This is a genomic window from Corynebacterium ammoniagenes DSM 20306, assembly GCF_001941425.1.
Classification (GTDB): domain Bacteria; phylum Actinomycetota; class Actinomycetes; order Mycobacteriales; family Mycobacteriaceae; genus Corynebacterium; species Corynebacterium ammoniagenes.
In genome coordinates this window covers 2,409,421-2,432,490 of record NZ_CP009244.1, presented here as the reverse complement: position 1 = coordinate 2,432,490, position 23,070 = coordinate 2,409,421, and the positions used below count along the sequence as shown (strand labels likewise).

Here is a 23,070-nt window from a genome sequence, read left to right as displayed (position 1 = left end):
AAGCTACATTCATGCAGGTCTTTGATATTTGGCCCGACGCCGCAGCCAAGCGCACATTGGTGATGGGAATCGTTAATGTCACGGAAGATTCCTTTTCCGATGGCGGCAAATGGATCAATATTGACAAAGCCATTGAGCACGGCCGCGAATTAGTAGCCCAGGGCGCTGACATGATTGATGTCGGCGGGGAATCCACCCGCCCCGGTGCCACGCGTGTGGACGCCGAGGTGGAAAAACAGCGCGTGACCCCGGTGGTTCAGGCCTTAGCGCAAGAAGGCATCATGGTCTCCGTTGACACCATGCGCGCCAGCACTGCCGAGGCAGCAGTGGAGGCAGGAGCAGTATTGCTTAACGATGTCTCCGGCGGCCTTGCCGATGCCAATATGTATTCCGTTATGGCGCAGTCCCAGGTACCGGTGTGTTTGATGCACTGGCGCACCGTCCGGTTTGGAGACGCGGCCGGATCTGCTGACCACAATGGTGATGTGGTCCAAGACGTCCATGACACCCTCGGGCGCTTGACCGATAATGCACTGAAAGCAGGAGTAGCGCCCGAACTAATAACCTTGGACCCCGGGCTGGGTTTTGCTAAGACCCCGCAAGATAACTGGGCACTTTTGAAAGCACTGCCCGAATTTATTAACGGCGATTACCCCATCTTGGTGGGTGCCTCACGCAAACGCTTTTTATCGGCTATCCGCGAAGACCGTGGCGTCGAGCACGGACCGCACCTGGCTGATTCCGCAACCGCAGCGGTCACCGCGCTATCAGCACAATTAGGTGCCTGGGCGGTGCGCGTGCACGACGTTCCAGTCTCGCGTGATGCAGTCGATGTTGCCGCGGCATGGGCTGCTGGCGCAGACTATGTTTCAGGAAGGGAACAATAAATGGCAGACCGGATTGAACTCAAAGGCCTAGAATGCTTTGGCTACCATGGGGTTTTCGATCACGAAAAACGCGATGGTCAAAAATTCATCGTGGACTTGACCTGCTGGCTGAACTTCCAAGAAGCCGCAGCCACCGATGACTTAGAAAAGACTGTTAACTACGCCGACCTGGCAGATATTGCCGCGGATATCGTCGAAGGCCCCGCGCGCGATCTTATCGAAACCGTCGCGACCGAAATCGCCGACAAGATCATGGCCAGCGACCCAATTTTATATGCCGTCGAGGTCACCGTGCATAAACCTGATGCCCCCATCGAGCGCACCTTCCACGATGTATCCGTGGTGGCACGGCGTTCCCGCAAGACTGAGCGGAGATAAGCATGCGCGCGGTGTTATCAATCGGGTCCAATATGGACGACCGGGTCAAGCTATTGAAGACTGTCTTTGACGAATTTAGCGATGACATCATCGCTGCTTCCCCCGTCTATTCCACCCCGCCGTGGGGCGTGGAAGACCAGGATGAATTCCTCAACGCCGTCATCATCGTCGATGTCGAGCAGACCCCACTGGAATTGCTGCATCGCGGGCAGGCACTAGAGCAGGCTGCAGATCGCGTGCGGGTACGCCACTGGGGCCCGCGCACTTTAGATGTCGATATCGTGGAAATCGAGGGCTTTAGCTCCAACACCGACGAGCTCACCGTGCCGCACCCACACGCCGCGCAACGCGCCTTCGTGCTGATTCCGTGGATGGCAGCCGATGTGCATGCCACACTCGCTGGCCAGCCGGTAGCCGGATTAATCGGCATGCTTCCGCAGGCTGATATTGATGGCATCAAGGTCTTAGGCCGAATTGAGGAACTGTGAAAAAGACCTCCATTGCCGTCCTATCGGGCGTTGCTGTCTTTATCACCCTGGCGGTTTTTATCCTCACCCGCGGCTTTTACGGCTCCATGCTGGCGGTACCCACCACGGTGTCTATTACCCTGTGGGCCATGGCCATCTTATGCGCAGGCCTGGCGTGGAAAGTACATAAAGCCAAAGGCGAGGACGCGCACGGCATTGGACTGGACCGCAGCCAAATCAACCCCATGACCATCGCCCGGTTCATGCTGGTTGGCAAAGCCTCCGCTTGGACAGGAACCATCGTCGGCGCGGCGTATTTGGGCATGGCGTTGTATGTTGTGCCCATGGCAGGACAAATTGCCGCGGCTGCCGATGATGTCACCGGGGTAGTAAGTTCGGTGCTCGGCGGCTTAGCAATGGCCGTTGCCGGATTAATCCTGGAGCGACACTGTGAGGTGCCACCTCCAACTGATGGAACACAAGCGATAGAGTAGAAACATGACCGCCTACGACGAAGAGAAGAATACCGACTCTGAACGCTCTGACAACGGTGATCACTACACCGATCACTATGCAGGTCACAACGTCGATTCACACTCTGCAGACGACTTAAGCGATGATCATTCAACCGGTCATTCCACCTCGAAAAAGCAAGGCTTAGACAACGGCTCCATTGTGCTCATTGTCTTAGTCGTACTTGCCCTCATCGCGTCCATCGTGATGCTGATTGCCAGCTCCACCGCGGCATTAAAGATTGCTCTGCTCGCGTCCTTGTGGGCTGCAGTAGGCGGAATCTTCCTGGTTACCCGCTACCGCAACCAGGTGCGTGACCGTGAAGAAGAAATGTATGTCCGCGAGGATCTCTACCATGCAGAATTAGATAAGTTGCGTGCCGAGCGTGAGACCAGCAAAGCATTGGACCGCCTTGAGAATTCTCCGCACGTGGACATGGATGTCTTGGCAGAAATCAAGGCTGAGCTTGCCTCCATTCGCGAACAACTCGAAGAACTATCCGGTCGCGAATTCACCTATGAACCAGCGGCACTGCAAGCGGAAGCACGCCGCATCATGGAAATCGAAGCGCGCGCCAAGGCCGCCGAATCGCAGCAGGCTGGCTACACCTCGGGTTATAACTCGGGCTATAGCTCTGATCTAGGGGTGGAGCCCGACGCATCGTCTGTGGAATTTACCCAACCTTCTGGCGGCAAGCCATCAGCGGATGCCATTGCCGGTCGTATTGGCAATACCCCGACCTATTCACGCAATGACAACCCTTTGGCGGAATTTATCAATGAGATGAATTCTGATTCCACCGCAGAGCCCAAGATGGCCAACCCTCCCGCGCAGCCAAAGCCGAGCGAGGCAGAGGACAAGAAATCCGAGAATGCAGCCAAGCCCAAGGCAGATAAGAAGCCAGCAGATGCTTCCTCCAAGCAGTCGACCAAGACGGAAGAAAAGTCTGAGAAGAAATCTGACGGCAAGCCTAAGGAATTCAACACCGGCTCCTTCCAGGCAGTGCGCTGGGATACCGGCGGCGATGATGCCGTTAAGCCGGCCGCCAAGCACGCAGAGACTGAAGACGACGAGCCACGGGGCGGACGCCGCCGCAGCGATGCACATCGCGAGGGCACCGTCTCCGTTGCGGAATTGCTGGAAGCCGCGAAGAAGCGCCAAAAGGATTCTTAAATCCTATGCCAGCACCACGCATGAGGGTCGGTTGGTTCGGCCGCGAAAACCGGTTGCGGGCGCTGCTTGATGCCCAAGGCCATGAGATAGCGGACCTGCACGCGCCGGCTGATGCGGTCGATTGCGAAGCCATCGTCATCAGCGCCGCAGAAGCTCAGCTCGAAGGGCTTGTCGATGCCCTCGAGCCCCACATTCGTCGCGGACAAATAGTCATTCACACCAGCATTGGTCTTGGCGTGCAAGTCCTGGATCCGTTGGAAGTACACGGCGCTTTAGCCATGGCGATTGCTCACGTGGGCGCAGATCGCTGGGTGGTTACCACCAGTGACGAGCTAGCTCAAGGTATTGCAGAAGTGCTGCTATTTGAATCCGGCCAAGTCACGCTGCCGAAGACTGATGCCGAGCGCGTGGAAATTGCGCCAAAGATTGCTTATGCCCAGATGGTGCGACAACTTGCGCGCGCTGCGCACCGAGACTTAAAAGAGGTCTTGGATGAAGAAGCAGTCCCGCCCAGTGAAGCAGACGGGGAGTTTCTGGCCCCACGGATTGAAACCAGCGATATTTACTCCGCTTTTCAATCCATTACGGATCCTGGCTTTAGAAAAGCATTCGTGGAAGCAGCCCGCCGCGTAGGGGAGATAGAGCGCAATATGGAACTAGAGATGTGGGGCCTACAGGAGGAACTACGATGAGCATTGAACGCGGACAAGCAACAGTAATCACTGAGCTGGATAGAATTTCCCAGGTCGGCTCGGCTTTTAAGAAAACGGGCGCCCCCGTCGTGCTCGTTCCCCTCGGCGCCGGAGTGCATGCGGGCCACATTATGTTGGTGCGCGCGGCGAAAGCTATTCGCGGAGCCGTCGTGGTGGTCGCACTATCATCGACTGCCGAAGAAGACCTCGACGCGCTGCGCAAAGAATCTGTGGATGTCATCTGGCAGTACACGGAAGAGCAGCTGTGGCCCAAAGGCCAGCGCGTGCAGCTGCGCCCACAAATTGAAGGACTGGAGCCAGTCGAAGTAATCAGCGAGGCACTGTCGCGCCACCTCGCGCTGATGGGCGTGCTGGGTCCCAGCGATGTTGTCGTCGGTGAGAAAGACTACGAGTTTCTGATTGCGCTGAACCAGGTCATTCACGACTTCCACATTCCAACGCGCTTGCGAGGTGTTCCCACCGTGCGCATGCCGGATGGACTGGCGGTATCTTTGCGCAACCTTGACGTCGACGAAGCAGCTCGTGAAAAAGCCGGCACCCTATCTGCGGCGGTGACCGCCGGTGCCCACGCTGCGGAAGCTGGTGCAGACAAGGTCCTAGAGGTCGTGAATATGGTGCTGGATGCAGCTGGCATCGAAGCAGATTATGTCGCGCTGCGCGGCCTCGATCTAGGCCCTGCACCTGAACAAGGCGATGCGCGTCTTTTGGTCGCAGCCAATATCGGCGGTGTTCGTTTGACCGATAACGTCGGCCTGCCCCTAGGCATTGGTTTCCGCAATATCGAAGAACACGCCGAGGGGACTACGCACCCAGATTCCTAGCGCACTAGGGAAGGAGCAGCTACTGCGCTAGGTAATCAGCGATAGCTTCCAGCGCCTGTGGTGAGCCCACATCATTCGGGCGCAAAGGAATCTCAATAACCTCAAGGTCTGGCAGCCGGCGATGCAGATCCGCTAAGGCCTCATCTTCATATTTGCGACGCGATGCCAAAAATTCACCCTGATCCGCAGGCGAGCGGCGATTGACAATCAACGCGCCGACGTGGACCCCATTAGAGTGCAGCTCCTGGTAAAACTCATCGGTTTCCAGCACGGGCAGACGCTCCGCGGTGAGGACAATGTGGAACTGGCAGGCGGTGGCATCGGTAAGCACTGTGCGTAAACGCTCGAAGCGACGACGCCGCTTGAGCAAGATAGAGCGCAATTCCTGATTGCGCCGATCCACGGGATCTTCTGCCGTGGTCACCGTCGTATCTTTACCCGTCGGGGTCAGCCCGCGCACCAAATCCGAAAACTTCTCTGATTTCGCACGTCGTTCCAAAAGCCCATCCGTCCACGCCGACATCAGCTCCGGCAGCGCCATAAGCCGAGAGGTATGCCCCGACGGCGCGGTATCGAAGATGATGTGGTCGTAGGTGTCCTCGTAGTCTTCGATGATGGTGGCAATGCGCTCTAACATCGCAGCCTCATGCGTACCAGGAGACTGCCGCGACAGATTGAGGTGCTTGGTAACTTCCTTGTGCAAGTGCTCTGGCATCATCCGGCGCATAGTATCGCCGGCCTGTTTGAGGTGCTCTTCTGTCGCCCGAGCCGGATCGAGTTCCAAAATATCGATGCCGTCACGCACGCGAGTTGGACTATCGCCGACCTTTTTATCCCACAAATGCCCGACGTTATGCGCCGGGTCAGTGGATACCACCAGCGTGGAAGCGTGCGGCGAGAGCTTTAATGCCGTCGCATTAGCAACGGTGGTTTTACCCACGCCACCCTTACCGCCGAAAAACATGATCGGAGCGGTCGGGAGATTTAGCAGCATTGAATGTTCTCCAACGGTGAATTAGCCATTCCCATTCGGCGGTGCCAGGCATGGAAATCTTCGTAGACGATGGGCAGAAGCTCCAGGGTATAAAAGCTGGCGGGGTTCGGTATCCCTAAAGCTTCTGACATCACCAGCAGCATGAAAAGGTCATCTTCTTGCTGCTGAGCTTTGGCAAACACAGCTCGGTACGGCGCGGCGTAATATTCTTGCAGTTCCGTGCTAAACCGTGCGAGTTTGTCCCTTAATGACATTGCCTAGACCTCACTATCCACCTTTTCCAGTGGCGGTGCGTCTTGGTCTTCATCCGTCCAGACCAGTGGTTTGGTTTCCTTCATTCGGCCAATTGCCAAGATGACTTCGACGATAATCCAGATGGCGGCGAGGACGATGATGACGTCCATGCCAAAGAGTAGCCAATTGCCTTCTTGGAAGAACGTTCCGAGCTGGATAAATGCTGCCCACAGTGACATGACCGTGAGGAAGACCAGCGGAATGATAATGGGCCAGGTAGGCCTGCGCAGGTGCATCAAAATCAGTAGCAGGATGGACAGGGATAGACCCGCCATGAGCTGGTTCGTAGTACCAAAGAGCGGCCAAATGGTCATACCGCCCGAGCCATCGGTGCCTTGGGAGAAGGTCAGACCAAAGGCCACGAGGACGGCGATACAGGTAGCGACAAACGTATTGATTTTCACGCCTGCAGTATCACCCAGTTCTTGGACCACGATGCGCTGTAGACGCACGCCGGAGTCCATGGTGGTTGCAGCAAATAGCACAGCCATCGTTGCCAAGATGGTGGCCGACAGAGATGTGGAAATCCCGAGGCCTTCATTGAGCAGGTTGCCGCCACCTTCCACGAAGGCTTCGACACCACCAGCATTGAATTCGGAGTAGATCGTCTCCCATTCCTGGTAAGTGCGGTAGCCCGCGGTAGTGGCGATAATGGTGCCCAATGCCAGCAGGCCTTCGCCGACCGCGCCGAAGTAGCCGACGAAACGGGAGTCGGTTTCCTTATCCAACTGCTTGGACGAAGTACCCGAGGCGACCATGCCGTGGAAACCAGAAATCGCACCACAAGCAATGGTGACAAAGAGCAAGGGGAACATACCCGGGGTGCCTGCGGGAACATCATCGCGCAGAGCCGGAGCCACAATGTCCGGGCGGGTAAAGAGGAAGGACGCGTACAAAATTCCGAGTCCGATAAATAGCTGTAGGCCGTTGATGTAATCACGTGGCTGCAACAGCACCCATACCGGAAGCAGCGAGGCGAAGAAGGCGTAGATGAACAAAATGATGATCCAAATACCGTTAGCCGGGATGCCCAGCACCGTATCCGGCAAAGAAATCGGGTATTGATCGCCGAGAATCATCAAAGAATACAAGGAAACAACACCCACGATGGACACCAGCGGCAAGTTCCACTTGAAGCGGTAGATTGCTTGACCGATAAGTACTGCGACCGCAATAGCGCCCCACGTCGGTATCACAGAAGATGGGGTGGAAATCAGCAGGTTAGAAATCACCACACCAAAGGCAGTGTTGACCATAAGCAATAAGAGGAAGATGACCACCAAAAAGAGCATGCGGCCACGCTTGCCGATGTAGCGTCCCGAAAGCAGGCCGATCGATTGGCCACGGTGGCGCTGCGATGCCCACAAAACGCCCATGTCGTGCATGCCGGCTGCAAAGACAGTGCCGAGCGTGACCCACAAAAATGCTGGGAACCAGCCCCAAATCACCGCGACTGCTGGGCCGATAATGGGCGCGGCACCCGCCACGGAAGTGAAGTGGTGTCCCCACAGAACGTATTTATTAGTGGGGACAAAGTCCACGCCGTCTTCCATGGTGTGGGCGGGAGTTTTGTAGTTGGAGGAAAGCTTGAAAACTTTTTTGCCAAGAAATTTTGAGTACAACAGATATCCGGCAACCATCATGGCAACGCCGATAATCGCTAAAAGTAATGAGTTCATAAGTGTGCTCCGCGTCGGAAAATATGATCAGATAGATCACAGCAATGTGTGACTTACATCAAAAATAGCTGTGAATACAGGGTATACCATGGAGAGTGGACGCGACAGGCTTTGAAAATATGTAACGTCTGCTATGCACAACATAAGTTGAGTGTTTCTGATCGTAGGATCCAAAAACTCCCTGGCAGACGCAATAAATTATGAACCTGCCAGGGAGTGGTACTTCGTGCATGACTAGCGAATCTTGCTAAATATGCACTTAGCAATGGGGATGATTCGAGCGTTTAAGCATCCTGAATACCGATGTTGCCGTCGGTGCGCCATACGGTGACAACCGCTGGGCGTGGGGTGGAATTGCCTCCGTCAGGCCAATTGGAGGTTGGCTTGTCAAAGGTGGCGTCATCGGATTCGCCTGGGTGCTGAACGTTGACCATTACGCGCTCATCGGTGACAATCGGACCGCAAGTCTCAGCGCCGGCTGGGACGGTGAGGAAGCACTTGAGCTCGCCTCGGTTTTCACCATCGGTCGTGACAGCGTAGAGCCCGTCATTGGAATCCAGAGCGTTACCGTCGGTGGAAATCCACATCAGACCGTGGTTGTCGAATGCCAAGTTATCTGGGCAGGAGATAGGCGAGACTTTCTCCTTGTCGAAGCCGCCGAAGTAGGTGGATGCTTCCTTCGGATCGCCGCAGACCAAAAAGAGGTTCCAGGTAAAGGACTCGCCGGCGTGGTCATCTTCAATTTCCATGACGAGGCCGTTCTTATTTTCTTTGACCGGTGCCCATTCCTTCGGGCCTTCTTGGCTCTTTTCCTTGTTTTCACTCGTAGCGCCGCGGTAGGAGTTATTGGTCAAAGCGACATAAACCTTGGAGCTGGTGGGGTGAACCTCAATGTCTTCTGGGCGGTCCATCTTGGTGGCACCGACTTCATCGGCAGCCTCACGGGTGAAGATAGCAACTTCCTCAGCGGTGAAACCATCGACGTGAGATTCGTACTTTCCGTCCTCACAGGTCAGTAGTGGCTTCCAGGTACCGGAGCCATCGAAAGCCCCATCCTCTGGTAGCACGCCGGAGCCATCAATTTCGTCCTCTGGGGAATTGCCCTCCATCACTGCAACGTACAGGGTGCCGTTGTCGAGGATGGACATGTTGTGCTCAAGGTCGCCTTCAACCATCTTCTTGGAAGAAACGAACTTGTAGATGTATTCAAAACGGGAGTCATCGCCGGAGTAGCACACGACGGTGTCGTCGTCCGTGATGTGGATATTGCCGGCTTCGTGCTTGAAGCGTCCGGTAGCTGAGTGCTTGATGGGAGTGGACTTGGGATCAAAGGGATCGAATTCCACGATGTAGCCGAAGCGGTTGACCTCATTGGGGACCTTCGAGACATCAAAACGGTCGTCGAAATTTTCCCACTTGCGATCTGAGGGCTCATCGCTGAAGCCAAAGCGCTCGAGGGATTCCTGGGTGCGCTTGTCTTTCGAGGAAGCATTGGCGAAGTACTGGTCAAAGTTTTCTTCACCAGACAAGATAGTGCCCCACGGCGTCACGCCGCCTGCACAGTTATTGAGTGTGCCCAATACTTCTTCGCCGGTCGGGTCGGCTTCGGTCTTGGTGTAATCAGAACCTGCTGCGGGGCCCACCAGTTTAAACGGGGTGGTGGCGGTGATGCGGCGGTTAAGCGGGCCGAATTCGCGCTTAAGATCGCCCGAGTCATCAACCTTGGATACTTCCAGAACGGTCAGGCCGTGTCCTGCCCAACCAATCTTGACCTGCTCCTCGGTGGGGTTGTCCGGATCGTAGTCCGGGAACATCTGTGGCTCGGTGGTGTATTCGTGTGAGCACACGTAGACCATGCGGGAATCATCGCCTGGGTGGTCCAGCAAACCGGCGAAGTCATTGTTGAAACCAAATTGCTTCTCGGCGTCCTTGGCGGTTTGGTTTTCGACATCGAATTCAGGAGCACCTTCGATCACTGGGTCGCCCCAAGCAATCAAAATGGACTGCTCATAACCTTCCGGAATGACAACTTTGTCTTCAGTATTAGGTTCAACCGGAGTAAATTGCATGCCCTTATCGGAAACATGCTCCACAGTCGCGGAAGACGAGCTAGAGGACGAGCCTGGTGCGGCGTTGGCCGAAGTATTTGCCACCGGTTCGGTCTCATTGGGAGCAGCACAGGCAGCTAGTGCCGCGCCGCCACCCACGGTGACCACGGTGAGACCACCAGCACGCAGTGCGGTGCGTCGGGAGAATTGGTCGGCAAAGTACGGGTTATTAGAAGTGTTATCGCATGCCCCGAAGCACGCGTTGCCGCATTTATAGGTGCAGGTCAATGAAGAACGAGAAGATGAAAACAGCGAACTTAAAAGGTTGCGTCCTTTGAGATCCACGAAAAGGTGCTCCAGTCTGAAATCTAATAGTGAAAAGAATGTCTGGGGATGACTGTTTCAAACTAGGTAGTTCACCTTGCCTAAGGAATAACACAAAATGAAAGTTAGGTGAATTAACTATCAAGTGGCTCATGATTGGCCCATAGTTGGGGTAGAAACTGCTGCTCGGCCTGTATTTAACGTGGGTGTGGTTGATCGACTAACCTTGTGGGCGTGAGCGAGCAGAAGAAAAACAATCAGACCCCAGACGTTCCCGAGCAGCTTCGGATCCGCCGTGACAAGCGAGCCCGCCTGTTAGAAAACGGCGTTGAGGCTTATCCAGTATCCGTAAAGCGCACCATTTCCTTGGCGGATCTGCGCCAGCAGTACCAAGTGCTGCCTGAAGGTGAGTCCGCAGAGCCCCAAGATGGCGTGACTTTCTTGGAAATTGGGCAGGAAACTCAAGATGTCGTCTCTATTGCCGGACGTCTCATCTTTATGCGCAATACCGGCAAGCTGTGCTTTGCCACGCTGCAAGATGGTGATGGCACCCAGGTGCAAGCCATGCTGTCACTCGCTGAGGTAGGCGAAGACGCGCTAGCAGCATGGAAGGCTGACGTTGACCTTGGAGATTTCATCTCCGTGACTGGTCGTGTAATTTCTTCTCGCCGCGGTGAGCTTTCTGTCATGGCCAGCGAATGGCAGATGGCAGCGAAGTCCTTGCGTCCGATGCCGGTGGCCTTTGCTGATATGGCAGAAGATACTCGCGTGCGTCAGCGTTATAACGATCTGATACTGCGTGAAGAAGCCCGCAAGAATGCCATGACCCGCATTCAGGTCATCCGCGCTTTGCGCCACCACCTCGAGGATGAAGGCTTCAATGAAATTGAAACGCCGATGCTGCAGACCCTGCACGGTGGCGCAGCGGCACGGCCGTTTGTAACGCACTCTAATGCGCTGGATATTGACCTGTTCCTGCGTATTGCCCCGGAGCTTTTCCTTAAGAGGGCAGTTGTCGGCGGCATCGATAAAGTCTTTGAGATTAACCGCAACTTCCGCAATGAGGGCATCGATAAGTCGCACTCGCCGGAGTTTGCCATGCTGGAAATTTATGATGCCTGGAGCGACTACAACGGCATCGCCAAGACCATTAAAGAATCCATCCAGGCCGTCGCACAGGCGGTCTTTGGCTCGCACGTTGTCACGCTTGCCGATGGCACCGAGTATGACCTTGGCGGCGACACCTGGCCGGAAATTGAAATGTACCCATCGCTGAATGAGGCGCTGCAAAAGAAATTCCCTGGGCAAAAAGAAGTCACTATTGACTCCACCGTGGAAGAGCTTAAGGAATTGGCTGACGTGGTTGGCCTCGAAGTTCCGAAGGGCGGTGGCTGGGGCCACGGCAAGTTAGTGGAAGAAATCTGGGAGCTTCTGTGTGAAGATCAGCTGGAAGGCCCAATTTTTGTCAAGCACTTCCCAGTTGAGACCTCGCCATTGACTCGTGATCACCGCTCTGAGCCGGGTGTTACCGAAAAGTGGGACCTGTACGTTCGCGGCTTTGAGTTAGCCACCGGCTACTCCGAGTTGGTTGACCCAGTCATTCAGCGCGAGCGCTTTGAGGACCAAGCGCGCCTGGCCGCCGACGGCGACGACGAAGCCATGGTGTTGGATGAGGAATTTCTTTCAGCGATGGAACAGGGCATGCCGCCAACAGGTGGCGCCGGAATGGGTATCGATCGCCTGCTCATGGCCTTGACGGGTCTGGGCATCCGGGAGACGGTTCTCTTCCCACTGGTGAAACCTGAATCACAGAACTAGCGCTTAAACCTTTAATCAATTAGGGTGGTCCGTGACATATCAACTATCGAGAGGATTTCTCTAATGAAGGTCGGCATTGTTTTAGGTTCCATCCGTGAAGGTCGTATGGGCGAAGGCGTTGCACGCTGGGTTACTGACTTGGCTCAGGGTCGCGACACCGGCGTTGAGTACGAGCTTGTAGACCTGAAGGAATTTAATGTTCCACTGCTGGAAAGCCCTGTCGTTCCAGGTGCTGCGAACAAGCAGTATGACAACGATCAGGTCCAGGAATGGTCTAATGCGATCGACTCTTTCGACGGATTCATTTTTGTTACCCCTGAGTACAACCACTCCATCCCAGGTGCTTTCAAAAACGCCTTTGATGCCTTGGGCTCCGAATGGTTTGGCAAGGCTGTAGCATTTGTTGGCTACGGTGCGTCCAGCGGTGTTCGCGCAATTGAGGCATGGCGCCTGATTGTTGCTAACTTCCAGATGCTGCAGGTGCGTGCTGCTTTGGAATTCAACCTGTTTACTGAGTTTCCAGAGGGCAACTTCTCCCCAGAAGACCGCAAGATTCAGGAAGCAGCAAACATGTTTACCGATCTTGAGGCCATGCTGAAGAAGGTTAACGCTTAAGCTTTTTCATTCCAGCCGCGGGCAGTGATCAATAATGATTGCAGCCCGCGGCTTTGGTGATCTATGAGGCTGCGACAACACGTCGTCAAGCGCGCGGCAAAAACGCGAAAAGCTAGAGCAGGTGAGTGCTCTAGCTTTTTAGTGCTGGAAAGGCCGTGAAGGCCATGGTTTATCTCATGTAGTTGGTTACTACATACATGCGGCCATCGGCGCCGTAGGCAACGCCCACGCCAATCTGATTAAAGCCTGGATCCGCTTGGTTTTGGCGGTGGGAAGGCGAGTTGTGCCATGCTTGGACTACTTCTTGGGTAGAAGCACCGCGCCAGTTCTGGTGGACGTTCTCGCCGCCTTCTTTCCAGCCAGCTGGGTACTGCTGCAAGTAGCTCGGGTTATGAGCTGGCACGCCGGTTTGGGCCATGTGATCCGCCCAGCGCTGCGCAATGCCATTGAGCTGTGGGTTTGGGGCAACTGGTGCCACACCGTGACGGGCACGGTATTCATTAATCGCCAGGAACACCGAAGTGGTGTTGACGTTGGAGCCAGAGCTTGCCGGGGTGGCAGCATTAGCCGTGGCGGTGATGTTCTGTGAAGAACCCGCAATGTGATCGCCGATGGATGCGACGACGTCTTGGACGCCGCCGGTGAAATTACCCATCGCGGCAGTAATGACGGCGACGATGCCAGCGATCTGAGTTTGAATAGCGTTCATCGATTTCGCTCCACTTAAACCGTCCTTTGCATTCTGCGTGGTTCAACACAGGATGCGAAAGGTGCGTTATTTAATCGTTATCAAGGTCTATTCAATGACTGTAGAACTCAATAAAAACGGCGGCGAGCAACAGGGGTAAACCAGGGGTGCACTACTGTGAACTGTGTATTTGCATGATGTTCATGTGAATAAAGGGGTTTATTTTCGGATCATTTTCGAAGCCGAAATACCGCTGTGCGAACGGAGTAATTTATCCCCGATGTCCGAGTTTTCCACCCTCCGGCTTATAGTCAGTGGGTGCTAATTGTGCAGAAATTAGCGGAAATGAAGTCAAGGTTTTCAAGGTGCGCGGCATCGTCCAGCGCATCGTGTGGAGGTATGTCGACAATGTCAGGCGCGTGGGAGCAGCAACCGGCTAAGTTGCTGCACCACTATGACCGCACGGCACAGCATGCGGCGCACCAGATTATTCGCCGCTACTCCAATAGCTTTTCTCTGGCCTCCAACCTCTTGCGCGGCCACGTCAAGACTGACATCCGCAACCTGTATGCCGTGGTGCGTATCGCTGATGAGATTGTCGACGGCGCCGGGTACGGGGCAGGTCTTGATACGAGTCAGTGCCAGCAGCTTCTCGATGACTACGAGCGCCAAGTACTCGCCGCCCCACACCAGCGCTTACATAGCGATCCTGTGCTGCATGCGTATGCCATTTCTGCTCGCCGGTGCGAATTCAAAGATGAGTATCTCTCGGCTTTCTTTGCGTCCATGCGCCGCGACTTAAGCCCACAAAGCGGCAATAAACAACAAGAATTCGATGACTATATTTACGGCTCCGCGGAAGTCATCGGGCTGTTGTGCCTGCAGGCGTTTTTGGTTGGCCAGAATCCCACGCCAGATGCCCGGGGCGTCATGGAACACGGCGCGCGCACGCTGGGAGCTGCTTTTCAAAAAATTAACTTCCTGCGCGATATCGCCAATGACACGCAGTTTCTGGGCCGGACATACTTCCCGCAGTTAGAAGAGCAAGAGCTTGACGATGCCCTCAAGGCCGAGCTCGTTGCCGATATTCGCAGTGACCTTACGGTGGCACGGAGTAGTATTTCCTACTTGCCCGCCAACGCGCGGATTGGAGTGATTGCCGCAACGGAGATCTTTGCCGAGCTGACCAACGACATCGATCGCATTAGCGCGGCCGAGTTATTGTCTACCCGCGTGAGCTTGTCGCCAGCGCGCAAAGTTATTGTCTTGGCGCGCGTTCCGCGTATCGCAGCACAACGAAAGGGTGGTAGCCGATCATGAGTGGTGACACAGCAGTCGTTATTGGCGCCGGCGTTGCAGGTCTTGCCAGCGCGACGTTATTAGCCCGCGAAGGGTATAAGGTCACGCTGATCGATCGCTTGGAAGAACCAGGCGGTCGTGCCGGGACATTTACCACTCCTGATGCCCCAGGCTTTCGCTGGGATGCAGGGCCTAGTTGGTATCTCATGCCCGAGGCCTTTGACCATTTCTACCGCCTGTGCGGCACCAGCACCGAAGAGCAACTCGATTTAGTAGAACTCACCCCTGCGTATCGGGTCATCTCCGAGCCAGCGGGACCGGCCGACCCAACTCGGCCACCCGAAGTACTCGATATCACCCCAGAGACCATCATTGAGACCTTCGAGGACATCGAACCAGGGGCCGGTCAGCGTTTAAAGAAGTACCTGGATAGATCTTCGTTGGTCTACGACGTGGCCATCCAAAAGTTTCTGTATAACAACTTCACTCAGCCCCACAACCTGCTGACACGCGAGATGGTCATGCACGCGCGATTGCTCGCCGTCTTGCTCTCGCGCAGCTTGGACTCGTACGTCAAGACCGTGGCCCAAGATGCGCGCCTTCGTCAGGTTTTAAGCTACCCGGCGGTCTTTTTATCCACCGAGCCCAAAGCTGCCCCGGCGTTGTACTCGTTGATGAGCCACACGGACCTTATTCAAGGCCCTAAATATCCCCGCGGCGGATTTTCCGCGGTGGTCAATTCCTTCATTAAATTGGCACACGATAATGGCGTGGAATTCCAGCTAGGCACGGAAGCCACAGAGATTGTCACCTTCGGCAAACAACGGCGCCACGCATTGGCGGGAACGTCCAAGCCACGTGTGCGCGGAGTACGCGTGCGCGATGTGCGTGGGTCACGCCAGCGCGACCCACAGACACATACGAGGATTATTCCGGCAGATATTGTGGTCTCCGCCGCCGATCTCAAACACACCGAAACCCAGCTGTTGCCGCGCAACCTGCAGACGTATCCGCACAAGTACTGGGACAAGCGCAATCCTGGTCTGAGCGCTGTTCTTGTCTACGCCGGGGTGAAAGGACAACTTCCGGAGCTTGCGCACCACACCTTGTTATTAAGCAAGGACTGGGACCCGGACTTTCAGGCGGTCTTTGGTGCGCAGAAGTCGTGGTCGCATTCGATGTATGTCTCCAAGACCTCGGCTACCGATGACGATGTCGCCCCCGCCGGTTATGAAAATCTCTTTGTTCTTATTCCTACCGCGGCGGAGCCAGGTTTAGGCCACGGCAGTGCGTTTCGTGATTCCGCATCTGGACGTGCCGAAGATACGCGCGTGCGGGAGATAGCAGACCAAGCGCTCGAGCTGATCGCCGAATGGGTGGGTATTGATGATCTGGACAAGCGCATGGTCGTCTCCCACACCGTGGGCCCGGCTGATTTTGCCGAGCGCTACAACGCCTGGGATGGGGGAGCTATTGGACCAGCACACACCTTGGCGCAGTCAGCGTTTTTCCGTGGGAAAAATATCTCCTCCAAGGTCGAGAATCTCTATTACGCCGGAGCGACCACCGTGCCCGGGGTCGGCGTGCCGCTGTGTTTGATTTCCGCGGAAAATATTATTAAACGACTCCGCGCGGACCACACTTCAGGACCGACCGCTGAAGCGGCAGCGGGGCATCGAAAAGCATAGTGCACACTGGGAATACTTAGTGTTTTCAAGCACAGAACCGCGCTCGGGGTATCGCAGCGGAAGAAAATTCCGTAACCTGTTGCTAGCTCTTAAGCGGTAGTAGCTCCTGTGGTTTTTAAGAACTTTTTCGCCCACTACCGTTTGGGCACTTTTTAATTTGTGGGCACTGATGCGCAGGATGCAGGGTGTTGCCCAGTTTCCCATCTTCGGACGAGGTTTATCGTCCGACGGGGGCTTTAAATGAATACATGTTTAGTTGAGAAAGAAAATTTAAGTGGCACAGAATAACTCCCCTGCGGCTTCTACCGCAGCTGCTCCCGAAAAGATGGCGCCCGACGTCAAGGCCACACTGGCCGTGTTGGTCGGTGCAGCGACCATCATGATTTTGAATGAAACCTCCCTGTCGGTTGCGCTGCCAGCCATCATGGCGGAGTACGACGTGCCGGCAACCACCGTCCAGTGGCTGCTCACGGGCTTTATGCTAACCATGGCGGTAGTTATTCCTACCACCGGTTTTGCCATTGAGCGCTTTAGTACCCGGCAGGTATTTATTACTGCGTGCTTGCTGTTTATCAGCGGCACCGTGGTCGCCGCCCTGGCGCCGGCGTTTGTCTTCTTGTTTATCGGACGCGTTATCCAAGCTGCCGGCACAGCCTTAGTTATTCCATTGTTGATGACGGTGGCCATGACCTTGGTCCCACGCCAGCGCCGCGGCTCGGTTATGGGCATTATCGCCATTGTTATCTCCGTGGCTCCAGCCCTGGGCCCGACAGTTGGTGGCGCCATTGTGAACTCCATGACCTGGCACTGGGTATTTTGGCTCATGGTGCCGCTAATTGCCTTGGTGCTGCTTGCTGGCTGGATGAAGTTGAAAAACGTCGGTGAACAACGCGACGTCCCACTGGATATTTTGTCCTTCTTCTTATCCGCCTTTGCCTTTGGCGGATTGATTTACGGCCTCTCGTCCATCGAATCCATGCTCGCGGGACAGGGCACGACCGCGATTATTGTTGCTGTTATCGGCCTGGTATCCCTGGTGTTGTTTGTCTGGCGCCAGCTCAAGCTGGGCAAAGAAGACAAAGCATTTTTGGACCTGCGTCCGTTTACCATCCGCAACTTCACCCTGGCTGTCTCCGTCATTTTGGTCTCTTTCGGTGCCATGCTCGGCTTTGCCACCGTATTGCCGATCTACCTGCAGACTTCTTTGGGCGTTACCGCACTCGTCACCGGCCTGGTTGTGATGCCCGGCGGTGTCCTGCAAGCAATTATGTCGCCATTTGTGGGCCGCCTCTTTGACGCCTACGGTCCGTTCCCACTGGCAATCCCCGGCGCCATTTTGATGTTGCTGGGTGTTGGCGCCATGATTTTCCTCAATGAGAATTCCGCCGTGTGGATGGTGGTGCTCATGCACGTGGCTTTCTCCGTTGGCATGGCCATGATGATGACGCCGATGATGACCACGGCGTTGAGCTCCTTGCCGGATAATCTCTACAGCCACGGCTCCGCGGGAATGAACACCCTGCAGCAGCTGGCAGGTGCAACAGGTACCGCAATCCTCGTGGTCTTTTTGACTCGCGGCACCATCGCCGGCACCGAAGCTGGCCTATCGGAGGCCGCAGCGACCGCGCAAGGCTCGACCATGGCCTTTACCTTTGCCGCCGCCTGCGTGGTGATTGTGGTGTGCTTGGTTCCTTTCGTAAAACGCGTCAACAATGACCCGGAATACGTGGAAATTACAGATTCCGATCTCGCCGAAACAGAAGAAAAAACCGCGTAGCTAAAGCGCGCAGTAACGCCGGTATCGCTTGTCGATGCCGGCTTTTCGCATGCCTGCGAACGCCGGGAAAAATTCACCCTTTTTGACCGTTACTGGCCCTGTTCGCTACCGGCGTACACCCCTATGAGCTGGGTAAATGGCGAAAAACCGGAGTATTGCCGAGGAAGGAAGAAATAGTCGCGGCGAACTCGCGTTAGAGTGGGTGACAACTTAGCAACGAAAATACTGATATCCAAGGGGTAAGACTCATGTTCGAGAGGTTCACGGACCGTGCTCGTCGCGTCATTGTATTGGCGCAAGAAGAAGCACGGATGCTCAACCACAATTACATCGGTACCGAGCACATCCTGCTCGGGCTCATCCAAGAAGGTGAGGGGGTAGCTGCCAAGGCTCTGGAGTCCATGGGAATTTCCCTCGAGGACGTCCGCGGCGAGGTAGAGGCAATTATTGGCCACGGAACCCAGCCACACAATGGCCACGTTCCATTTACCCCACGTGCGAAGAAGGTTCTGGAACTTTCCTTGCGTGAAGGCCTGCAGATGGGGCACAAGTACATCGGTACTGAGTTCTTGCTGCTCGGTCTCATCCGTGAGGGTGAAGGCGTTGCTGCACAGGTTCTGACCAAGCTGGGCGCTGACTTGCCTCGCGTGCGTCAGCAGGTTATCCAGCTGCTTTCCGGTTACGAGGGCAACCAGGGCGATAAGCCAGAAGCTGGCTCTGGCCCAGTTGGTGCTGGCACCGGCCAGCAAAACCCAGGCCGCCAGGGCCCAGGTGGCCAGGGCGAGCGTTCCAACTCGCTGGTATTAGATCAATTCGGCCGCAACCTGACCCAGGCTGCCAAGGACGGCAAGCTGGACCCAGTTGTCGGACGCGAGTCCGAAATTGAGCGCATTATGCAGGTACTGTCCCGCCGCACCAAGAACAACCCAGTTCTTATCGGTGAGCCAGGTGTAGGTAAGACCGCTGTTGTTGAAGGTCTTGCGCTCGATATAGTTAACGGCAAGGTGCCAGAGACCTTGAAGGACAAGCAGGTGTACTCGCTTGACTTAGGTTCGTTGGTTGCCGGTTCCCGTTACCGCGGTGACTTCGAAGAGCGCCTGAAGAAGGTGCTCAAGGAGATTAACCAGCGCGGCGATATCATCTTGTTCATCGACGAGATCCACACCTTGGTCGGCGCAGGTGCCGCAGAAGGCGCTATCGATGCGGCGTCCTTGCTCAAACCGAAGTTGGCTCGCGGTGAGCTGCAGACCATTGGTGCGACCACGTTGGATGAGTACCGCAAGCACATTGAAAAGGACGCGGCGCTGGAGCGTCGTTTCCAGCCGGTACAGGTTGATGAGCCTTCCATGGAAGACACCATCACCATCCTGCGCGGCCTGCGCGATAAGTACGAAGCACACCACCGTGTGTCTTACACCGATGATGCGTTGAAGGCAGCAGCATCGCTGTCCGATCGCTACATCAATGATCGCTTCTTGCCAGATAAGGCTGTTGACCTTCTCGATGAAGCCGGTGCTCGCATGCGTATTAGGCGCATGACTGCTCCGAAGGGCATTCGCGAGGTCGATGACCGCATCGCGGATGTGCGCAAGGAAAAGGAAGCTGCGATCGATGCGCAGGACTTCGAGAAGGCAGCTGGCCTTCGCGATACCGAGCGCAAGCTGCACGAAGAGCGTTCCACCAAGGAAAAGCAGTGGCGCTCCGGTGACTTGGAAGAAATCGCCGAGATCACCGAAGACCAGATCGCAGAAGTCTTGGCACACTGGACCGGCATCCCGGTTCTGAAGCTGACGGAGAAGGAATCTTCCCGCCTGCTCAACATGGAAGAAGAACTGCACAAGCGCATCATTGGCCAAAACGAGGCAGTCAAGGCTGTCTCCCGCGCCATCCGCCGCACCCGTGCAGGCCTTAAGGACCCACGCCGTCCTTCCGGTTCCTTCATCTTCGCCGGCCCATCCGGTGTTGGTAAGACGGAGCTGTCCAAGGCTTTGGCTAACTTCCTGTTCGGCTCGGATGATGACCTCATCCAGATCGACATGGGTGAGTTCCATGACCGCTTCACTGCCTCACGCCTGTTCGGTGCCCCTCCGGGATACGTTGGCTACGAAGAAGGTGGCCAGCTGACCGAAAAGGTTCGCCGCAAGCCATTCTCCGTAGTGCTTTTCGACGAGATCGAGAAGGCACACAAGGAGATTTACAACACCTTGCTGCAGGTTCTGGAAGATGGTCGTCTCACCGATGGCCAGGGTCGCGTCGTGGACTTTAAGAACACCGTTCTGATTTTCACTTCCAACCTTGGTACCCAAGACATCTCCAAGGCAGTCGGTCTGGGCTTTACTTCCAATGATGAAGCCGATTCGGATGCTCAGTACGACCGCATGAAAAACAAGGTCAACGATGAGCTGAAGAAGCACTTCCGCCCAGAGTTCTTGAACCGTATTGATGAGATTGTGGTCTTCCACCAGCTCACTCGCGACGAGATTGTGCAGATGGTCGAGCTGCTCATCGGACGCGTGGAGACTCAGCTGGCAGAGCGCGACATGGGCATCGAGCTGACTCAGAAGGCCAAGGACTTGCTGGCCAAGCGAGGCTTTGATCCAGTACTGGGCGCACGTCCGCTGCGTCGTACCATCCAGCGCGAGATTGAAGACCAGCTGTCTGAGAAGATTCTCTACGGCGAAATTGGTGCCGGTGAGATCATCTCCGTCGACGTGGAAGGTTGGGACGGTGAGTCCAAGGATAATTCCAAGGCCACCTTCACCTTCAGCCCACGTCCGAAGCCACTGCCAGAAGGCACCTTCGACGAGCCATTGGAGGACACCGAGGTTCGTGACAACGACGGCGAGGACTCCGACAGCGTCAACACCGTTGTCCCAGATACCTTGCCAGAGGACCCAGTTTCTTCCTCGAACGATGATGGAAACAACCCACCACCCGCTGGTGCCGGAGCCCCTTCCGGCCAGTAGGCCAGTCAGTCAGTAAATACATAGGCTGACACCACAAGGCGCCGTTTCAGATTTTCTTCTGAAACGGCGCCTTTTTAGTCCTTGTTGTGGTCTTCGAGCATTTCGTGGCTGAAACGCCCGGGCTGCGCTAGAGTTTTCTGTATGGGACTTTACTTTCGAAACCGCAAAAAGGTGGGCAAGAACAGCTGGGTTAATTTCTCCGGCTCAGGCGCATCAACCTCGACCAAACTCGGTCCAGTAACTTTGAACTCCCGCGGTGGCTTTTGGGTCAATTTGCCTGGTGGGCTGAACTTCCGCGGACGCTGGAAGAAGTAGACGTCAAGTCCTTCTACCTTAGTGTGGAAGGTGGAAGGTACCGGTGGGGGTTTGGACGGCGAGGCCGTCATCGACAAGCGAAAATAGCGCGCGGGAACGCTGTGCGGCATCTGGCCACACCACGTCCAGCTCTGCCTTGTCCACCGGCTTATCCGCAGCGCGCAGCACATCCATGAGCAGCCCGCGGACTTGGCGATCCGTGCCCGTGAATTTTTGCACGCGCTTTTTCGCCTTGCTCAATTCCTCATCACTTGGCTGCGGGCATCCGAGCTCCTGCCATTGACAACTAAGGCGAATCGGGCAGATATCGCACTTCGGGTTCTTCGCCGTGCACACCAACGCCCCTAATTCCATCAATGCCGCCGAACAGCGCGGTCCTGTGGTGACTTCTGCGACCTGAGCAAGCTCTTTTGTGGAAGGCTGCGGCTGCAAGAACTGACCGGTGACCGCGCGCCCGTAGACGCGGCGGACATTGGTATCAACCACAGGCACATTTTGGCCAAAGTGAAAGCACGCCACAGCACGCGCGGTATATGCGCCGATGCCCGGCAGCGCGAGCAATTCCTCCACGCCCGAGGGCACCTCGCCGCCGTGCTTGTCGACGATAGCCTGTGCGCACTCATGCAGCCTTAATGCGCGCCGTGGGTAGCCCAGCTTGCCCCAGGCGCGCAAGACCTCGGCTTTGCTGGCTTGGGCGAAGTCTGTCGGCGTGGGCCAGCGCGAAATCCATTCCTGCCATTGCGGTGCGACGCGGGCGACGGGGGTTTGCTGGCTCATGACCTCACTGATCAAGACCCCCCAGGCGGAGGTGTTTTTATCCCGCCACGGAAGGGGTCTTTCATTGAGGTCAAACCAGGTTAAAAGCGCAGAAGTATCGATCATGATCACGGCTATTGTACTAGTAGGGAGTAAGGTCAGTACCTGTGACGGAACAAATGACGAATATGAACCCGCAAAGCGTCTGGAATGCCTTGAAAGAGGGCAACCAGCGGTTTGTTGAAGAACGCGCAGAACACCCGAATATTGACCAGACTCGACGAGTCTCCTTGGTCACGGGCCAAGACCCCAAAGTAGTGGTGTTGTCCTGCTCCGATTCCCGCGTGCCGGTGGAACTGGTATTTGATATGGGCTTAGGCGATGCCTTCGTTATCCGAACCGCCGGCCACATCGTGGATAACACGGTGCTAGGTTCCTTGGATTACGCCTTAGAGAATCTCGGTTGCAACCTCATTGTGATCATGGGGCACCAGTCCTGCGGTGCCATCGGTGCGACCGCGGAATTCGTTGATGGCGATATGCAGATTCCTTCGGGCTTTCAGCGCAGCATTATTGAAAAGGTCGCGATGTCGACCCTGCGCGCGCAAAAAGAAGGCAAGCGTGAGCATGCCGATTATGAGCGCCAGAACGTTGTCGACACCGTGCGTCAGATTTTGGCCCGTATGCCGGATCTTAATCAGCGCATTATCCAAGGCGAACTAGGCGTGGTCGGTACCCGCTACCTGCTGGATGAAAGCCGCATTGAACCTGTCGTCTTGCACGGCGTGGTGTAACCCCATTGGCCACCTCGGGCTGAGGGCTGGAGCTTTTAAGACACGCCCGTCTACGTGATGCCT

21 protein-coding genes are annotated in these 23,070 nt (G+C 55.7%); 15 read left to right on the top strand and 6 right to left on the bottom strand.

Annotated features, from left to right (window positions below):
• Nucleotides 1-11 precede the first annotated feature (11 nt).
• Genes folP through CAMM_RS11145 form a run of 7 tightly spaced genes read left to right on the top strand, consistent with a single transcriptional unit; the run spans nucleotide 12 to nucleotide 4,952 of the window.
• Complete coding sequence (folP, locus tag CAMM_RS11175) at nucleotides 12-887, top strand: dihydropteroate synthase (RefSeq protein WP_003847698.1); 876 nt, start codon at nucleotides 12-14, stop codon at nucleotides 885-887.
• Nucleotides 888-1,265, top strand: a complete 378-nt coding sequence (folB, locus tag CAMM_RS11170) for a dihydroneopterin aldolase (protein WP_003847696.1) — start codon at nucleotides 888-890, stop codon at nucleotides 1,263-1,265. It abuts the gene before it with no gap.
• A 2-nt stretch (nucleotides 1,266-1,267) separates the two neighbouring features.
• Nucleotides 1,268-1,753, top strand: coding sequence for a 2-amino-4-hydroxy-6-hydroxymethyldihydropteridine diphosphokinase (gene folK, locus CAMM_RS11165; RefSeq protein WP_003847695.1), 486 nt, complete (start codon nucleotides 1,268-1,270; stop codon nucleotides 1,751-1,753).
• Complete coding sequence (locus CAMM_RS11160) at nucleotides 1,750-2,226, top strand: DUF3180 domain-containing protein (RefSeq protein WP_003847693.1); 477 nt, start codon at nucleotides 1,750-1,752, stop codon at nucleotides 2,224-2,226. Before folK ends, CAMM_RS11160 begins: the two co-directional genes overlap by 4 nt.
• A gap of 4 nt (nucleotides 2,227-2,230) precedes the next feature.
• Entirely contained in the window at nucleotides 2,231-3,418 is a 1,188-nt protein-coding gene (locus CAMM_RS11155) for a DUF6779 domain-containing protein (protein ID WP_003847691.1), read from the top strand.
• Between the two features lie 5 nt (nucleotides 3,419-3,423).
• Nucleotides 3,424-4,110, top strand: a complete 687-nt coding sequence (locus CAMM_RS11150; RefSeq protein ID WP_040355557.1) for a 6PGD fold domain-containing protein — start codon at nucleotides 3,424-3,426, stop codon at nucleotides 4,108-4,110.
• On the top strand, nucleotides 4,107-4,952 hold the full coding sequence (locus tag CAMM_RS11145; protein ID WP_003847688.1) for a pantoate--beta-alanine ligase: 846 nt from the start codon (nucleotides 4,107-4,109) through the stop codon (nucleotides 4,950-4,952). The genes CAMM_RS11150 and CAMM_RS11145 overlap by 4 nt, the downstream gene beginning before the upstream one ends.
• 19 nt (nucleotides 4,953-4,971) lie before the next feature.
• On the opposite strand, the gene CAMM_RS11140 is transcribed toward CAMM_RS11145, so the two are convergent.
• The 4 genes from CAMM_RS11140 to CAMM_RS11125 all read right to left on the bottom strand — a co-directional run bounded on the left by CAMM_RS11140 (nucleotide 4,972) and on the right by CAMM_RS11125 (nucleotide 10,312).
• Nucleotides 4,972-5,946, bottom strand: coding sequence for an ArsA family ATPase (locus CAMM_RS11140; protein ID WP_003847686.1), 975 nt, complete (start codon nucleotides 5,944-5,946; stop codon nucleotides 4,972-4,974).
• Entirely contained in the window at nucleotides 5,937-6,200 is a 264-nt protein-coding gene (locus tag CAMM_RS11135) for a cory-CC-star protein (RefSeq protein ID WP_003847684.1), read from the bottom strand. Before CAMM_RS11135 ends, CAMM_RS11140 begins: the two co-directional genes overlap by 10 nt.
• A 3-nt stretch (nucleotides 6,201-6,203) precedes the next feature.
• On the bottom strand, nucleotides 6,204-7,919 hold the full coding sequence (locus tag CAMM_RS11130) for a carbon starvation CstA family protein (protein ID WP_003847682.1): 1,716 nt from the start codon (nucleotides 7,917-7,919) through the stop codon (nucleotides 6,204-6,206).
• Between the two features lie 284 nt (nucleotides 7,920-8,203).
• Nucleotides 8,204-10,312 (bottom strand): PhoX family protein, encoded by a 2,109-nt coding sequence (locus tag CAMM_RS11125; protein WP_040355554.1) that lies wholly within the window; start codon nucleotides 10,310-10,312, stop codon nucleotides 8,204-8,206.
• Nucleotides 10,313-10,525: 213 nt separating this feature from the next.
• Here CAMM_RS11125 and lysS point away from each other — a divergent pair, with 213 nt between their 5' ends.
• Entirely contained in the window at nucleotides 10,526-12,109 is a 1,584-nt protein-coding gene (lysS, locus tag CAMM_RS11120; protein ID WP_040355679.1) for a lysine--tRNA ligase, read from the top strand.
• 63 nt (nucleotides 12,110-12,172) lie between these two features.
• Nucleotides 12,173-12,724, top strand: coding sequence for an NADPH-dependent FMN reductase (locus CAMM_RS11115; RefSeq protein ID WP_003847673.1), 552 nt, complete (start codon nucleotides 12,173-12,175; stop codon nucleotides 12,722-12,724).
• Nucleotides 12,725-12,893: 169 nt separating this feature from the next.
• Here the strand turns inward: CAMM_RS11115 and CAMM_RS11110 are convergent, their stop codons facing one another.
• The gene (locus CAMM_RS11110; RefSeq protein WP_003847672.1) at nucleotides 12,894-13,433 is read right to left on the bottom strand and encodes a CAP domain-containing protein; all 540 of its coding nucleotides are present in this window, start codon (nucleotides 13,431-13,433) and stop codon (nucleotides 12,894-12,896) included.
• Nucleotides 13,434-13,820: 387 nt separating this feature from the next.
• Here CAMM_RS11110 and CAMM_RS11105 point away from each other — a divergent pair, with 387 nt between their 5' ends.
• The 5 genes from CAMM_RS11105 (at nucleotide 13,821) to CAMM_RS11085 (ending at nucleotide 21,457) form a co-directional block, all read left to right on the top strand.
• Nucleotides 13,821-14,732 (top strand): phytoene/squalene synthase family protein, encoded by a 912-nt coding sequence (locus tag CAMM_RS11105; protein ID WP_003847669.1) that lies wholly within the window; start codon nucleotides 13,821-13,823, stop codon nucleotides 14,730-14,732.
• Nucleotides 14,729-16,399, top strand: a complete 1,671-nt coding sequence (gene crtI, locus CAMM_RS11100) for a phytoene desaturase family protein (protein WP_003847668.1) — start codon at nucleotides 14,729-14,731, stop codon at nucleotides 16,397-16,399. The genes CAMM_RS11105 and crtI overlap by 4 nt, the downstream gene beginning before the upstream one ends.
• A 325-nt stretch (nucleotides 16,400-16,724) precedes the next feature.
• A complete protein-coding gene (locus CAMM_RS11095) occupies nucleotides 16,725-18,176 on the top strand; it encodes an MDR family MFS transporter (protein WP_003847661.1) in 1,452 nt (483 codons plus the stop codon).
• 248 nt (nucleotides 18,177-18,424) lie between these two features.
• Nucleotides 18,425-21,142 (top strand): ATP-dependent Clp protease ATP-binding subunit, encoded by a 2,718-nt coding sequence (locus tag CAMM_RS11090; RefSeq protein ID WP_003847657.1) that lies wholly within the window; start codon nucleotides 18,425-18,427, stop codon nucleotides 21,140-21,142.
• A gap of 141 nt (nucleotides 21,143-21,283) precedes the next feature.
• Nucleotides 21,284-21,457, top strand: coding sequence for a DUF4236 domain-containing protein (locus tag CAMM_RS11085; RefSeq protein ID WP_003847655.1), 174 nt, complete (start codon nucleotides 21,284-21,286; stop codon nucleotides 21,455-21,457).
• An 18-nt stretch (nucleotides 21,458-21,475) separates the two neighbouring features.
• Here CAMM_RS11085 and CAMM_RS11080 read toward each other — a convergent pair whose 3' ends face one another.
• On the bottom strand, nucleotides 21,476-22,339 hold the full coding sequence (locus CAMM_RS11080; protein ID WP_003847653.1) for an HhH-GPD family protein: 864 nt from the start codon (nucleotides 22,337-22,339) through the stop codon (nucleotides 21,476-21,478).
• Nucleotides 22,340-22,392: 53 nt separating this feature from the next.
• Between CAMM_RS11080 and CAMM_RS11075 the strand changes: the two genes are divergently transcribed.
• Nucleotides 22,393-23,007: a carbonic anhydrase gene (locus CAMM_RS11075; protein WP_003847648.1), complete on the top strand. Its 615-nt coding sequence runs from the start codon at nucleotides 22,393-22,395 to the stop codon at nucleotides 23,005-23,007.
• Nucleotides 23,008-23,070: the final 63 nt, after the last annotated feature.

Excerpts from the sequence above, each read along its gene's own strand:
- CAMM_RS11135 (WP_003847684.1), bottom strand. The coding sequence starts at position 6,200 with ATGTCATTAAGGGACAAACTCGCACGGTTTAGCACGGAACTGCAAGAA.
- CAMM_RS11105 (WP_003847669.1), top strand. The coding sequence starts at position 13,821 with ATGTCAGGCGCGTGGGAGCAGCAACCGGCTAAGTTGCTGCACCACTAT.
- CAMM_RS11150 (WP_040355557.1), top strand. The coding sequence starts at position 3,424 with ATGCCAGCACCACGCATGAGGGTCGGTTGGTTCGGCCGCGAAAACCGG.
- crtI (WP_003847668.1), top strand. The coding sequence starts at position 14,729 with ATGAGTGGTGACACAGCAGTCGTTATTGGCGCCGGCGTTGCAGGTCTT.
- CAMM_RS11130 (WP_003847682.1), bottom strand. The coding sequence starts at position 7,919 with ATGAACTCATTACTTTTAGCGATTATCGGCGTTGCCATGATGGTTGCC.
- CAMM_RS11080 (WP_003847653.1), bottom strand. The coding sequence starts at position 22,339 with ATGATCGATACTTCTGCGCTTTTAACCTGGTTTGACCTCAATGAAAGA.
- CAMM_RS11095 (WP_003847661.1), top strand. The coding sequence starts at position 16,725 with ATGGCGCCCGACGTCAAGGCCACACTGGCCGTGTTGGTCGGTGCAGCG.
- folP (WP_003847698.1), top strand. The coding sequence starts at position 12 with ATGCAGGTCTTTGATATTTGGCCCGACGCCGCAGCCAAGCGCACATTG.
- CAMM_RS11075 (WP_003847648.1), top strand. The coding sequence starts at position 22,393 with ATGACGAATATGAACCCGCAAAGCGTCTGGAATGCCTTGAAAGAGGGC.
- folK (WP_003847695.1), top strand. The coding sequence starts at position 1,268 with ATGCGCGCGGTGTTATCAATCGGGTCCAATATGGACGACCGGGTCAAG.
- CAMM_RS11085 (WP_003847655.1), top strand. The coding sequence starts at position 21,284 with ATGGGACTTTACTTTCGAAACCGCAAAAAGGTGGGCAAGAACAGCTGG.
- CAMM_RS11115 (WP_003847673.1), top strand. The coding sequence starts at position 12,173 with ATGAAGGTCGGCATTGTTTTAGGTTCCATCCGTGAAGGTCGTATGGGC.
- CAMM_RS11145 (WP_003847688.1), top strand. The coding sequence starts at position 4,107 with ATGAGCATTGAACGCGGACAAGCAACAGTAATCACTGAGCTGGATAGA.
- CAMM_RS11110 (WP_003847672.1), bottom strand. The coding sequence starts at position 13,433 with ATGAACGCTATTCAAACTCAGATCGCTGGCATCGTCGCCGTCATTACT.
- CAMM_RS11090 (WP_003847657.1), top strand. The coding sequence starts at position 18,425 with ATGTTCGAGAGGTTCACGGACCGTGCTCGTCGCGTCATTGTATTGGCG.
- folB (WP_003847696.1), top strand. The coding sequence starts at position 888 with ATGGCAGACCGGATTGAACTCAAAGGCCTAGAATGCTTTGGCTACCAT.
- CAMM_RS11140 (WP_003847686.1), bottom strand. The coding sequence starts at position 5,946 with ATGCTGCTAAATCTCCCGACCGCTCCGATCATGTTTTTCGGCGGTAAG.
- CAMM_RS11155 (WP_003847691.1), top strand. The coding sequence starts at position 2,231 with ATGACCGCCTACGACGAAGAGAAGAATACCGACTCTGAACGCTCTGAC.